This window comes from Nitrospira sp. (assembly GCA_005116745.1).
In the GTDB taxonomy this organism is placed as follows: Bacteria; Nitrospirota; Nitrospiria; order Nitrospirales; family Nitrospiraceae; genus Nitrospira_D.
Genome location: SWDS01000009.1, coordinates 158,817 through 172,685, shown reverse-complemented (window position 1 = coordinate 172,685; position 13,869 = coordinate 158,817). Strand labels below are relative to the sequence as shown.

Below are 13,869 nucleotides of genomic sequence, written 5' to 3'. Positions count from 1 at the left end.
ATACAATGGATCAGATGGTAAGTAGCAAGAACGAAAAGAGACCTGTGTGCAGAACAAAACTCCCTAGCGGGTGACGGAAGGATCTCGCAGATAGTGCGCCGGTTCCATGGTCTCCACAGACCAGACCAGGATTTTTCGGTCCAGGGTGACCATGATCAAATGTTTCCCGTCACTCGTCCACTGCAGATCATATGGGGTTTTAACATGGAACGTCTTTCGCTTTGTTTGCGCCGAGAGGTCCCACACTGACACATATTCACCAACTCTGGTGGCAGCCCACCGATGCGATGGATCGACGGCCATTGATGTTCCCAACATCACGGGCGGCCCATGATCAATTTCTGTATCTCGGTTGGTGAAAGTATCCAAGCTTGCGACAACACCATTGCGCTTGATATCCCACAGGGCCAGGGTCGAAGCGTTTGGGTCACTGGATCGAGTAGTCGTCCAGACCAAGGACTGTTTCCATCCCAGACCGGACCAGACCGCCGGAATCCCGACCGGCTTCTCAACTTCTCGCCAGGTCGTCATGTCCCAGACGACACGACCAGTTTTCGAAGTCGTCACGAGGAACGAGCTTCCGTCCAAGAAGCTCAGACTGTCGACAACTTCTCCCTGCATGGTTCGTTTTCTTGCACAGCCGTTCCCATCACACACCGGAGAAAGACTGGTATGTACGAGCTCTTTCGCAACCGTTCGGGTAACGAGGTCCACGACCGGAACTTTCAAACGCTCCCCTGCAATAACGAGCAATCGATTGCCAGGAAGGAATTGCAGGGCCTTGATCCGACCTTGCCTGCTTGAATAGGGTGAGAATTCACGCCACGTCTGGGTTTCCCACAAGCGTACGTCCCCTTCCACACTGCCCACCGCCAGAATTGCGCCATCGGCGCTGAACGCCAGCGCATGGGCCGGAGCAGACAGGACCAGTTGACGCAAGAGTGTTCCCTGCCCCGGGTCCCAGATTTTCAACAGTCCATCGTCGCCACTCGAGACAAGCAGATTGGCACTGGGCGAAGTCACCACTGCGCGCAAGGCCAGCGCATGGACGAATGCCGGGACCGCAGGTGTCGTCGTAATAAATGTCGGTGGGGTCGATCGTTTCGCTAATACCTTGGCCTTCGATTGGCCTGGATCTAGCACCAATTCCGGGGAACGTGAGGGAACATCCCAGACCGAGATCTTCCCATCCACATCAGGATTGAGGCCTCCCTGCATTCCGACTACGATCTTCGAACCAGTCGGTGACCATTTGAGTAACGACACGTGAGGGCCCATGTTGCGGCAATCCTCTCCACACAAATCCGGCAACATCGTCCCAGTGTGTAGATCCCAGATCTGCAAGGTGTGAAGATGCTCCGATTGCCCAACTACGAGATCGGCATCGGCAGCAATGTCGACGGCACGAAGCTGTGTCGGTGAACGCATCTCGAGCCCTGAAGCTGCATAGGTGAACTCAGTCAAGATGACCAAGTCGCCCGTATCAGCATTGAACAGCGCGTAGCTCCCTTCCCCGTTGGCTGCTACCAAACGATGACCGTCCCGCGAGAAGACCTCGGGAGTGAGAGGGCCCTGTGCCCCTTCAGCACTCGCCAATGTGGCGCGGGTAACTATGGACGCCTCTACTGGGTCGATCAGGAGAATCGTCTTGCCCACACTCGCGGCCAAACGAGAGCTGTCGGGTGCAAAGAGCAGATCACGTGGTTTTCCTCCCTCAATGACAAGATCGCGGATGGTTGTGCTGGTGAGGTGATGCAGATGAATGGTGTGGCCTTGCGCAATCGCCAACAGCTTTGTATCGGGCGAGGCGGCCACCGAGGGGGGGTCTCTCTTCACCTCCAGCGCGATATGCTTGAGCGGCACCAGCTTTTTCCCGAGCTGCCAGACGGACACGGCCTCGTTCCCGTGACGGAGAATCATCCGATCCGTCTCACTCGAATAGGCCAGCAGGCTATAGGGTTGCGGCGATTCCTGTGGAATGGTGGCCACTGAGGCTCGGTTCTTCCAATCGTAGATCGTGACACTGTGCTCAACACAGAGCAGCCACCCGTCCTGCTTCAGCAACGCAATCTGCTGGCAGGGGAGACTCGGAATCTTCGCGACGAGTGTCTTCGTCTCAAGATCCCAGACCACCAACTCATCCGTCTGAACCAGCAGCAGCCGTCCATCCTCAGAGAATGCAGTCCTAGTTTTGGCAAGGGAACCCGCCACATCCTGGATTGATGCGGTGGCAAGGAAGGAGACAGCCAGCAGTAGGGTCTTCACACTCTTCCAAGACGGTTTCCAACGATTCATGGTCTTCGTTTCATTCACCCGATTGATGGCCCGAGCGAGACACACTAGTCGCCCGCTCCTTAGCCCTGCGTGTCGCCTGTGAGACAAAACCATCTTCCAACCTTGAAGCAGCTTCTGAGCTACCCCGAGTCGCCGGCAAGACATCGACAAAATGATCAAGGCCCTGTTTATCCTTCCATTGCTGAACGGGAGCCTTAGCCTTCATCAGGGTACTGTCGAAGATGTGCCACGAACTCGTCAGCACAGCCTGGCTCGAACTCAACCCCTCCATGAGCCGTTGGATAGTCACTTCTTCGCGTGCAGGAGAAGGGACTATTGGACCGGGTACGGGCTCAACCTCTGCTTGAGGGTGCCCAGGCAGGGTCGGGCGAACTGTCGTCTTCTTCAGTACGGTGGATCGAGGAGTTGGCGCCGCAAACGTCGCGGACTTCTTTTGGGTCAGGGGAGCTGGCGTATCAGTAATATGAAAATTTCCTTGGTCGTCGGTCCATTTATAGAGTTCCGTCCATCCGACAATCGGCCATAGGAGGGAACAGCTCATGCAGCTGAGGAGGAAGACTTTCATGTTGTGGAACCGTTGCAGTACCCAAACGATGCGTCAATTGACCAAAGTATAGCAGGGGGTCCTATTTGTGCCTGGATACACCGGAAACGAGTACTGCTCAGTCAAAATCAAAGAAGAGATTAGGAGAATCGAGGAGAGTGATGGAGCTAATATTTAGGGTGGGAGGAGCACGCACCTAACCGAGGACGATTAGGTACGGCGGAGATCTTGGGAGGAGTTTAGGCTTCCCAGTACAAGCTGGTCCTGCACACCGTCCTCTCGCTCGACCCCCTGATGAACCATATTCCCTCGGGGCGTTAACTCCCCCCACAACGGTACGATAGGCTTCATCGTGAAGTCAGTCAAGGGGGATGGAAAATTCAGCTTGTCAAACCTCACCATCTGGTGATTGCCTGAAACGGATGATAAGTTGTTCACGAGTTTTGGGGAAATCCCAATCCATTTCATTTACTCGGAAAAGGATCGCCTATGGCAACTGCATTCACCAGTGAGAACGTTCAAGACGCATGGTCGGACCTCGTGGACGATGTTCGTACCGCCGTATTGCTGACGTTGAGGAACGGACGACCGTTTGGATCGCACGTGCCCTATGTCTTCGGGTCGGACTGGACGCGGGCCTATCTACACCTCAGCCGACTGGCACTGCATACGCAATATCTGCTCACTGATCCCCACGTGGCGCTGTTCATCGCTGAGCCGGACGGCTCGGACAAAAACCCGCTGGCCTTGAGGCGCATGAACCTTCAGGGTGAGGCGGCAGTGCTTTCGCCTGATGCGCCATCATATGGTGAGATCCGGGAGCGTTACTTGGAACGATTTCCCCAAGCTGAGATGATGTTTGGCTTTGGAGATTTTGCCCTCTGGGAATTGCGACTCGACGAGGCGCACTTTGTGCTCGGTTTCGGCCAAGCCTTTGTATCAGCAGCTGCTAATCCAGCCAGATGGGTGCATCAGAAAGTGGATCGGATGGCTTCCAAAAAGGACTAATCCGATTAGGCTGAATTGTTCCGACCAAATCGTTTCAGGCAGGAAAAGCTGTTGGCTCCTACTCGCCTCGTTGAAATATCTTCACCATTTGATTTCCGTTAGATCGTTCGAGAATCCACACATCGGCAATACTCTCAAGAGCCGATTTCAGATCAGCATTGAGGATCTTTCTTTTTTGATCCTTAGTGAGTGTCCTCTTTTGTTCATCCGTCAGGGTTTTGTCTTGAGCCTCGATGAATGGATCATAGCCCTCAATGAAGGTCGGATTCTTCCAGTCTATCCAACCGTCCTTCAGCTGAATTTTAAAAGTATGCCATGTCGGTCCGTCGATAACGATCAGGGCAATTCGAGTGGTAGCGTGCGCGCCCTGCAGCTGCTTCGCAGATTGATAAACCTGGTACAGTAGATACTTAGCTGCGCATTAAGGTGAACGCCTCTCATATGCATCCTCTCCACTGAAGCCTTTCAAAACAGTGCCGAATCCATCATCATCTTGACCGATAAACTTGACTTCAAATGCCGTAAGGTCTCCATTCGCACTCTTCGCTTCGATATCCGGGCTCTCTTCTCCAAAAGCCTCCAAGTCAGAGATTTCCCATCCGTGTCTCTCCAACCACTCCGCACACTGCAGTTCTACAACTCGACCTTGAAATATCCTGAATCTTTTGTGTCTCTTCAGAGAATCACTGTCGTCAATCCAGTCTTCTTGCAGATCGTTGATGTATTGCTTCGTGACGCGAGAATTGATGCGGCCTGATTCGAGCAGAAAGCGATGCATAGGAGACGTGATGCTGCTCAAGTAGCCCCGATCCAATGCAAGGAGAAGCGTTGATTCATGGTGGGCCTCGCCGTCCGACCATAGGTGCCAATTATGGAACTTCGGCCAAATCTCATCAGGCACTAAGAGCTGATTGATAGCTGGACACCTTTCTCTCACTGCCGCGAACGTGTTGAGCAAGGAGGACCCCATAGTCGAAGGTGCTGGCTCTTGGCAAATGCAGTTCAGCATCTCACCAGTGCTATTTTCTTGATGAATACCAAGCTCTGAGAGAGCTTATTAGTTTCAAGAACCCTTAAGCTGCGGATGGGCTACGTGTCTTTGTTTCGACAGAGGAGGCCGAATGAGCTGCCCAGGGCGAGGCCGCCGAGGAAGGTGAGGCCGATGATGACGCCGAGCAGAGAGGTTGGTGACCCGGCTTGGCGACGGATATGGCGGCGGGCTTGGGACCCGACGGTCGCTTCGCCACCGATCCAGAATCGAGAGTCATCGGGCTGCGTCTCTGGCTCAAGCCTCACGGATTTCATATCTTTTCCCCTTCGTCAAGCGCAATACTTTCATCGATCAACTGTTCCAATTCATCCAACTCCTGCTTCGGTAAATCCACAAACCGAACCCCAAACGTTCGATCGACCGCCCATTGCACCTGAGCGTGCTGGATCAGGATCGATGTGTCATCTCCTGGAACAATCAGCTTAACAGCGATCTGTCTTCCTGGTTGAACCACAAGGGCGCTTTCAATCCGCGCGCCGCCGAGTGACAGATCGACGGCCTCCCCCTCCACCTCGTGCGAGTTCTCCTGAAGCAGGCTCTTCACGTGAACAGGGACTCGACGATGCCGACGGCGCTCCATATCAGTTACAATACCTCATTCTATCGGGGAAAAGCACGTGGCGCCCTTCCCAAGTCGCTGATAGTTCGAGCATTCTCTTGCAAGTCATCGAATCTTTTGGATAAGGTACAGCACGATGGAGCACGTTCGTTCGCGTCAGATCCTCTTTGCCTGCGCGAGCGGACTACTCTTGCCTTTCTGTTTTCCAAAGTTTGATCTGGGATTACTGGCCTGGATCGTCCTGATTCCCCTGCATCTTGCACTCGATCAATGTTCCAAACGGCGAGCCTTTTGGATCGGCTGGCTAAGCGGTCTCGTCGGATTCACCGGCATCATGGCCTGGGTCGTCACCGCCATGACGACCTATGGCAAGGTTCCCGAACCCGTGAGTTACGCAATTTTGCTGCTACTGACCAGCTATCTCGGACTCTACGTCGGACTCTATAGCCTCGCCGTCGTCTGGTTGCGCGAGCTCATCCCACGCTATGGGATTTTCTTTGCACCCTGCTTCTGGGTTGCACTGGAGTTGTTCCGTACCTACCTGCTCTCCGGCCTTCCATGGTGTCTCCTCGGCTATTCGCAATATCGCGAACTAGATCTGATTCAGGTGGCAGACCACACGGGTGTGTACGGCATCTCCTTTCTCATTGTCCTGGTGAATGTGGCCTTCGCTGAGCTGTTCATGTGGATCATGCCGTTTTTCCGTGGATGTCACCCGGTCAAGCTCCCGTGGGAACTCCTCACGACTGCGGCAGCCTGCATGCTACTATCCTGGTTCTATAGTTCGGCGGTCCTGAGCGATAGAGATCGGCAAAACCCGAAAACCTTCATTACCGTCGGTGTCGTTCAACCGAACATCGATCAAGCGGTAAAGTGGGATGCGTCCTTCCGCGACGAAACAATGCGGACGTTTGACCGCCTCACGGCCCAACTGGGAACCAGTGCCGACTTGGTCGTGTGGCCCGAGGCAGCTACACCGTTTATTTTAGAGCGGGAGAAAGAGTATCAGTTGCAACTGATCGCGTGGGCGGAACGTGCGCAGGCACCGATCCTCCTCGGCAGCCCGGCCTTGAGATTTTATCCTGATCGCCGCCCCTACCTGTTGAACAGCGCGTATCTGCTGGGGACAGACGGCATGGTCCTTGGCCGTTATGACAAACACCATCTCGTCCCGTTTGGAGAATACATCCCCCTCAAATCATCACTCCTGTTCTTCCTCGACAAACTCGTCGAAGGTATCGGCGATTTTGAATCAGGGCCGGGACCGACGACTCTTTCGTTCAGCCCGAAATCATGGAGCATGGAACGTTCGTCCGGTTCCCGACCCGTCAAGTTTGGGGTGGCGATCTGCTATGAGGTCATCTTCCCGGATTTGGTCCGTCAGTTCGCAGCGAACGGCGCGGAGTTTCTGGTGACGATCACGAATGACGGTTGGTTTGGACCGTCCTCGGCCCCCGCCCAGCACTTTGCCATGGTTGTCTTTCGCTCAGTTGAAAATCATTTGGCCTTCGCGCGAGCGGCGAACACCGGGATTTCCGGGTTCATCGATCCGTTCGGACAGATCATCGACACAACACCACTGTTCAGCGAGCAGGCATCGTACGCGATGATCCCGACCAGACAAGCCCGCACGTTTTACAGCTATTACGGCGATGTGTTTGCCCATGCCTGTGTTATAATCTGCGCGCTTTTGTGCCTGTTCAGCTATTTCCGCACGAAGGAACCAGTCATGACGGCTATCACGCCGGCATGACCGAAGAAGGAGGATCGTGGCATGATAGAAGACGTGGCAGTTCGTGTTCGCTCTCTTGCTGAACAAGTCTCTGAACTACGGGGGCATCTTTGACTTCGCTCATATGACGGCCGACTTGCAAGAGCTGGAAGCGCAGATGGGCCAGCCTCACTTCTGGAACGATGCCCGTGCCGCCGCCGCGGTGAGCCGGAAAAAGGCAACGATCGAGCGTGAGCTGCAGCAATGGCGCGACATCGAGACCAAAATGGGTGATGTGGACGCGCTGCTTGAGCTGGCCCACGAAAGCGGCGACTCGGCTCTGGAAACCGAGCTGGCGAGTGAACTGAATCAGTTGGAACCGCGCCTCGCCACACTGCGTGTCGAGCTGCTCCTGTCAGGAGAGCTGGACTCCAATAATGCCATCGTAGCGATTCATCCCGGTGCCGGCGGCACGGAATCGCAGGATTGGGCACAGATGCTCCTTCGCATGTACGTGCGGTGGGCGGAACACAAGAAGTTCAAGGTGGACACACTGGACCTGTTGCCCGGCGACGAGGCGGGCATCAAGAGTGTGACGATCTCGATCACGGGCCCCTATACCTATGGATATCTGAAGGCAGAAGCTGGGGTCCATCGCTTAGTGCGCATTTCCCCGTTTGACTCCAACAAGCGGCGGCATACGTCGTTCGCGTCCGTCTTCGTCTATCCTGAACTGAGCGAGGACATCGACGTCGAGATTGAAGACAAGGATCTTCGAATCGATACCTTTCGGGCAGGCGGCGCCGGAGGACAGAATGTCAATAAAGTGGAAACCGCCATCAGGATTACGCACTTGCCGTCCGGTATCGTCGTGCAATGCCAGAACGAACGTTCCCAGCTGCAGAATCGAAATGGTGCGATGAAAATCTTAAAGGCGCGCCTCTTCGAATTGGAACAGAAAAAAAAGGAAGCGGAGTTCAACGCCATCGTCGGCGAGAAGAAGGACATTGCATGGGGCAGCCAAATTCGATCGTACGTGTTCCAGCCCTATCAAATGGTCAAAGACCACCGGACAGGTCATCAACTCAGTAACGTCTCAGCCGTCATGGACGGAGACCTCGATGGGTTTATCGAGGCCTTTTTGAAGAAGAAACTGGGGAAGGGAAGTGATCAACTCTCACTGGTCGGCGGACCGGACGACGACCTGTAGTAGGATGGCTCAAGGGTAAGTATGGACGAACTGAACGAACAGCGGCAACAACGGATCAAGAAACTCCAGCTCCTTCGAGAGGCCGGCGTCGCTCCATACGGCAGTCGCTTCGAGGTCAAGGATCGGGCCGGACAATTACTCACGCTGCATGGTGAGAAGACCAAGGAGACGTTAGAGCAGGAGAAGGTCTCGTGCACACTTGCGGGACGAGTCGTCGCCCTACGCCGTTTCGGAAAGGCCGGATTTGCCGTCCTGCAAGACGGGTCCGACCGCCTCCAGGTGTACCTCAAAAAAGATCTTCTCTCCGAACAAGCCTACACCATCGTCGAGCAGCTCGATCTCGGCGACTGGATCGGCGTCACGGGAACGTTGTTCCGCACAAAGACGAATGAGTTCACGGTCGAGGTCCATCACCTGACCTTTCTCAGTAAAGCGCTTCGCCCGCTCCCGGAAAAGTGGCACGGCTTAACGGATGTCGAAACCCGATATCGGCAGCGCTATGTCGATCTGATCGCCAATCCTCAGGTCCATCAGATCTTTTCGACCAGAAGCCGCATCATCGCCGGCATCAGAACCTTTCTCATTGAGCGAGGGTTTCTTGAGGTCGAAACACCCATGATGCACCCCATTCCCGGAGGAGCGGCGGCCAAGCCCTTTGTCACACACCACAACGCCCTCGGCATTGAGCTCTACTTGCGTATCGCGCCGGAGTTGTATTTGAAGCGCCTCATCGTCGGCGGATTCCCGCGCGTGTTTGAGATCAATCGCAACTTTCGGAATGAAGGCATCTCGACGATCCACAACCCTGAATTCACGATGCTGGAGTTCTACGTCTCGTACGCGGATTATCACGACCTGATCGCGCTCACTGAAGAACTGGTTTCGAGCCTAGCCCAACAAATACTGGGTACGACCACTATCCAGTACCAGGGGAAAGAAATTGTCCTCACACCCCCGTGGCGTCGCTGGTCGTACCATCAAGCCATCCGAGAGGTGAACAATCTCGATCCCTCTGTCCTCCACGATCGAGAGAAAGCATTGGCGGCCGCTCAGCGCCTGAATGTGCCGGTGGATCCGAAGGCCTCGTTGTTCACGATCGTCAACGGGATTTTTGAGGAAACCGTCGAGCCTCATTTACAACAACCCACCTTTATTACCGATTACCCAATCGAGATTTCTCCGCTCGCCAGACGGAAGGATGCGGATCCGTCCCTGACAGACCGATTCGAGCTCTACATTGCCGGGCGAGAAATTGCGAATGCCTTTTCCGAGTTGAACGATCCGCTGGACCAGCGTGAGCGATTTGAAAGCCAGGCAGCTCAGCATGCAGCGGGTGATGAAGAAGCCCATCTCGTCGACGAAGACTTTCTCCGCGCCCTTGAATTCGGGATGCCCCCAACTGCCGGAGAAGGGATCGGGATCGACCGACTGATCATGCTGTTTACTGATCAAGCCTCTATCCGCGATGTGGTTCTCTTCCCCCAGCTCAGACCAGAGAAATCCTCGTGACGCTCCCCTACGAAATCTTTGTTGGACTCCGCTACCTGCGCGCCAAGCGTCGCAACCGGACCATCTCGCTGAATACGTTCGTGTCAGTTGCTGGGATTACGCTGGGGGTGGCAGCGCTGATTGGGACAGTCGGCATCATGACCGGCTTCCGGGAAGACATTCAGAGCAAGATTCTTGGCACCACCGCTCATATCATCGTCCAAGAACGAATGAAAGAGCACATGACCGACTATGACCGTCTGACCGATAAGATCCAGACGGTCCCCGACGTCATTGCAGCCACGCCATTTGTGTTCCGCCAAGTGCTCCTCACCGCGCAGAGCGGGGTACAGGGAATCATCCTACGGGGAATCGACCCGAAACGAGAAGCCAATGTCACCGAACTCGCCAAGAACATCACGGCAGGACAGCTGCTCGACCTGGTCACCCCAATCAAAGTGATGCAGGCCCCAGCCGATGACCCTCAAGGCGACCTCCGCGCCGTTGAAAAACCGGGCATCATTCTCGGCAAAGAGCTGGCGCTGAGACTAGGGGTGTTTGTCGGCGATACGGTCAACGTGGTCTCTCCCGTCGGCCCGATTAGCGCGATGGGGATGGTTCCCAAGATCCGAACCTTCGCCGTAGTCGCCCTGTTCCATTCAGGAATGTTTGAATACGATTCGTCGTTTGCCTATATTGAACTCGGCGAGGCTCAGAAATTTTTCAACCTGGGCACGAGCGTGACGGGAATCGAAGTCAAGGTTACGGATGTGTTCCGCGCCGGAGAGATCGCTCACACGATCGAACAGGAGCTGGGATTCAGCCATGGAGCCAGAGATTGGATGCAGATGAATCGCAACCTCTTCTCGGCCCTGAAGCTGGAGAAGACGATGATGTTTCTCTTGCTTGTCTTGATCACGATCGTGGCCTCATTCAACATCGTCAGCACCTTGACGATGATCGTGACGGAGAAGCAGAAAGAAATCGCCATCCTCAAAGCCATGGGTGCGACAAAACGCAGTATCCGACGCATTTTCATGCTGAATGGATTGATCATCGGATTTGCTGGGACAGCCATCGGCATTCCCTTGGGCTACGCCTTTCTCTGGCTGATTCAAACGTTTTGGACATTCGACCCAAGTGTGTACTACATCTCGAGCATTCCGGTTCATGTGCTGGCCGAGGACGTGCTTCTTGTGGCCGGCTCCGCCATCCTGATCAGCTTTTTGGCGACGGTCTATCCTGCCAATCAGGCCGCGAAGCTGGAACCGGTTGCCGCGTTGCGGTATGAATAGATTCTTAGGACTGAGAATCGATGGCCAAGGGATGAGTCGTACGTCTCATCCCAATATGCCTAGCCTCAGTCCTTCAGTCCTTACTGCTCATCATTGAACATGATTAAAGTCACCAATCTCCATAAATCTTTCTCGATGGGGTCCTATGAACTGCCAGTCCTCAAGGAAGTGAACCTTGAAATTCAGCGCGGCGAGCTGGTGGCAATCATAGGAGCCTCAGGAGCCGGCAAAAGCACGTTGCTCCATATTATTGGGACCCTTGATAAACCGACCAGCGGGACGGTCACGTTTGATGGGCAGGACCTCTTTCACATGACGGATCCTCAACAAGCGGAGTTCCGAAATCGGCGGATCGGGTTCGTGTTTCAATTTCATCATCTCCTTGCCGAGTTCACCGCGTTGGAAAATGCCTGCATGCCGGCCCTCGTGCAACGTCGCGAACTCGCTTCCGTCAAGGCTGAGGCAACAGCCCTCCTCACGGAAGTCGGATTAGGGGATCGCCTGCATCACAAGCCAGGAGAACTCTCGGGCGGCGAGCAACAACGTGTCGCCATGGCGCGTGCATTAATACAAAAACCTGACTTGGTCTTGGCCGATGAGCCAACCGGCAACCTTGACACGCGCAGCGGGGACGGATTATTTGGATTGATGCGCAGCTTGAACACAACGCGTGGAACCACGTTCGTGATCGTGACCCATAACGACAAACTCTCCGCTCAATCTGACCGCATTATTCATATGCGGGATGGCCAAATCGTTTCGTGATCCCTCGCACCGCCTCACCCGCGCGTTTTCCTAACGGGTGAACAGACCGTGATTTCTTGACGAACAATCATTCCTTCTCTAGACTCGCAAGACCGCTGATTGATTCGAGGACCTGACATGCGCTGCTCGCCATGGCTCCGAATGGCCATTCTGCTGCTGGCCTCAGCCTGGCCTTCTTACGGCTCGACAGCCGAATTTGTGATTGTGGGCCCTCGCGCAATGGGGATGGGAGGCGCTGGAGTCGCCGTGACGACCAATGCCCTCGCTACCTACTGGAACCCCGCCGGCTTAGCCATGACCCAGACGGTTGATATCCGCGTCCAGGGGGGAGGATTGGCGATCGATCGCCGCGGCCTGGGCGATGCGCTTCATGATCTGGAGAACTTCACGACCAGCGATACCTCGCCCGACAATTTGGCGAGAGGTCAGAGTATCGCTGACCGAATCAATCGACCAGGTGCCACTGTCTCAGTCAACGGATCGGCCGGTCTCTATGTGAAAGGGCACCTTGGCGAACATGCGTTCGGATTCAACGTGTCTGACGTGGCAACCGGCGGTGGGTTCGTTTCAACCCCAGTACAAGCTTCCCAGCCGGGCGGGCCGGGGACTCCCATCACCGTGGCAGGCCAGATGGCGCTGCGCGGTCTTGAAGCCAGACAGCTGGCCTTTTCCTATGCCTACGCCTTTTCCGACAAGACCTTTGCAATCGGGATCACCGCGAAAGTCATCCAGGGCGCCGCATACAACGGTTCTACGGACCTTACTGGTGGAAGCGGTGTCAGCACGACTGATCATTTCGGCAAGCCGAACATCTCCACGACCTATGGCATTGACCTGGGAGCGATCTATCGTCCATCTTCGTGGGCGAGATTTGCCGTCGTCGCCAAGGACATTAACAAGCCGACCTTCGATGCCGCCGGTGGAGGCAAGTTAACGCTGGAGCCACAAGTCCGATTCGGCCTCGCCATCAATCCGTACTCTTCTCTCACGTTGTCGGCTGATGTCGATGCGACCTCGAACAAGACCTTCGTCCCGGGAGTGAAGAACCAGCTCCTGAGCTTAGGACTCGAACAAACAATCTTGTCTGAATTTCTGTCGTTTAGAGTCGGTACCTTTAAGAACATGCAGGATGCCTCCACTCCCTTTGTCCCCACGGCAGGGCTGGGCATCCGATGGTTTAATTTTCGCGCCGATGCCGGAGGAGGGTATGACTTCCGTGAAAAGGGTGCCCTGGTTTCCGCTTCTATTTCATTCACATTCTAATGGTATACTAGACCTATGCTGTCTCGATCATCTGTCCACATCGTATCCATGATGGCACTCGTCGCGCTGCTCGGAGGCTGCGGTGGCTTACAGGAAGTGTGGGAAGGCCCAGGCGCAAAGGTCTTTCGACCCCAGACCATCGCGGTATTGCCGCCGATGGCCAGCCAATACGACAGCGCTCGGGAAGACATTCAAGAAGTCTTGGCCATCGCCCTGAATCGACAGGGAAATATTGAACGGGTCGTCTCGCCCGAAAATGTGACCGATATCTTCCAGGCCTCGAAAGAAGCGTTCGACTCGCTTGTGTTTTACTTCTCCCGCTTGGAGATGACCGGCCAATCCGATAAGGATTCGGCCATCAAGCTCGGGAAAGCGCTCAGCGTGGACTCCTTCTTGGTGGTACGCGTCAACTCCTGGGAATATGTACGAAAGGAAGGAGATAATGTCGGGCGAGTGGGGCTCAGCCTCCGTCTGATCGACGCCACAACCGGTACCACGGTCTGGAAAGCGCGCCATGAACGTTCAAACAGCTATATGTTCATTAAGCCAAGTCTGAAAGAAATCGCAAAAGAACTCGCCGACGAGATGATCAAGTACATGCCTCCCCAGACTAAGCGCTGATCCCCACTACTCTACCAGCAACCAAACACCTGAGATGAGAATTCCCGCACTTTGGATTG

The 13,869-nt window shown here is 54.8% G+C and carries 13 protein-coding genes; 8 read left to right on the top strand and 5 right to left on the bottom strand.

The annotated features are described in order from the left end of the window. Positions 1 to 63: 63 nt before the first annotated feature. Both E8D52_13985 and E8D52_13980 read right to left on the bottom strand, forming a co-directional pair. Positions 64 to 2,439, bottom strand: coding sequence for a WD40 repeat domain-containing protein (locus E8D52_13985; protein TKB66796.1), 2,376 nt, complete (start codon positions 2,437 to 2,439; stop codon positions 64 to 66). Then, on the bottom strand, positions 2,306 to 2,860 hold the full coding sequence (locus tag E8D52_13980) for a DUF4124 domain-containing protein (protein ID TKB66795.1): 555 nt from the start codon (positions 2,858 to 2,860) through the stop codon (positions 2,306 to 2,308). Before E8D52_13980 ends, E8D52_13985 begins: the two co-directional genes overlap by 134 nt. A 468-nt stretch (positions 2,861 to 3,328) precedes the next feature. Here E8D52_13980 and E8D52_13975 point away from each other — a divergent pair, with 468 nt between their 5' ends. Then, positions 3,329 to 3,847 (top strand): hypothetical protein, encoded by a 519-nt coding sequence (locus E8D52_13975; protein TKB66794.1) that lies wholly within the window; start codon positions 3,329 to 3,331, stop codon positions 3,845 to 3,847. A 421-nt stretch (positions 3,848 to 4,268) separates the two neighbouring features. Here the strand turns inward: E8D52_13975 and E8D52_13970 are convergent, their stop codons facing one another. The 3 genes from E8D52_13970 to E8D52_13960 form a co-directional block, all read right to left on the bottom strand. Then, positions 4,269 to 4,625 carry a hypothetical protein gene (locus tag E8D52_13970; GenBank protein TKB66793.1) on the bottom strand — a complete coding sequence of 119 codons (357 nt, stop codon included), beginning with the start codon at positions 4,623 to 4,625 and terminating at the stop codon, positions 4,269 to 4,271. Positions 4,626 to 4,936: 311 nt separating this feature from the next. After that, a complete protein-coding gene (locus E8D52_13965) occupies positions 4,937 to 5,152 on the bottom strand; it encodes a hypothetical protein (GenBank protein TKB66792.1) in 216 nt (71 codons plus the stop codon). Then, the gene (locus E8D52_13960; GenBank protein TKB66791.1) at positions 5,149 to 5,478 is read right to left on the bottom strand and encodes a PilZ domain-containing protein; all 330 of its coding nucleotides are present in this window, start codon (positions 5,476 to 5,478) and stop codon (positions 5,149 to 5,151) included. The genes E8D52_13965 and E8D52_13960 overlap by 4 nt, the downstream gene beginning before the upstream one ends. 115 nt (positions 5,479 to 5,593) lie before the next feature. Between E8D52_13960 and lnt the strand changes: the two genes are divergently transcribed. The 7 genes from lnt to E8D52_13925 all read left to right on the top strand — a co-directional run bounded on the left by lnt (position 5,594) and on the right by E8D52_13925 (position 13,810). Continuing rightward, entirely contained in the window at positions 5,594 to 7,210 is a 1,617-nt protein-coding gene (gene lnt / locus E8D52_13955) for an apolipoprotein N-acyltransferase (GenBank protein ID TKB66790.1), read from the top strand. A 103-nt stretch (positions 7,211 to 7,313) separates the two neighbouring features. Beyond that, on the top strand, positions 7,314 to 8,378 hold the full coding sequence (locus tag E8D52_13950) for a peptide chain release factor 2 (GenBank protein ID TKB66950.1): 1,065 nt from the start codon (positions 7,314 to 7,316) through the stop codon (positions 8,376 to 8,378). Positions 8,379 to 8,399: 21 nt separating this feature from the next. Then, positions 8,400 to 9,887: a lysine--tRNA ligase gene (gene lysS / locus E8D52_13945; GenBank protein ID TKB66789.1), complete on the top strand. Its 1,488-nt coding sequence runs from the start codon at positions 8,400 to 8,402 to the stop codon at positions 9,885 to 9,887. Beyond that, a complete protein-coding gene (locus E8D52_13940) occupies positions 9,884 to 11,161 on the top strand; it encodes a lipoprotein-releasing ABC transporter permease subunit (GenBank protein TKB66788.1) in 1,278 nt (425 codons plus the stop codon). Before lysS ends, E8D52_13940 begins: the two co-directional genes overlap by 4 nt. A gap of 99 nt (positions 11,162 to 11,260) precedes the next feature. Beyond that, positions 11,261 to 11,926 (top strand): ABC transporter ATP-binding protein, encoded by a 666-nt coding sequence (locus E8D52_13935; protein TKB66787.1) that lies wholly within the window; start codon positions 11,261 to 11,263, stop codon positions 11,924 to 11,926. A gap of 117 nt (positions 11,927 to 12,043) precedes the next feature. Beyond that, complete coding sequence (locus tag E8D52_13930; GenBank protein ID TKB66786.1) at positions 12,044 to 13,189, top strand: hypothetical protein; 1,146 nt, start codon at positions 12,044 to 12,046, stop codon at positions 13,187 to 13,189. A 48-nt stretch (positions 13,190 to 13,237) separates the two neighbouring features. Then, entirely contained in the window at positions 13,238 to 13,810 is a 573-nt protein-coding gene (locus E8D52_13925) for a hypothetical protein (protein TKB66785.1), read from the top strand. Positions 13,811 to 13,869: the final 59 nt, after the last annotated feature.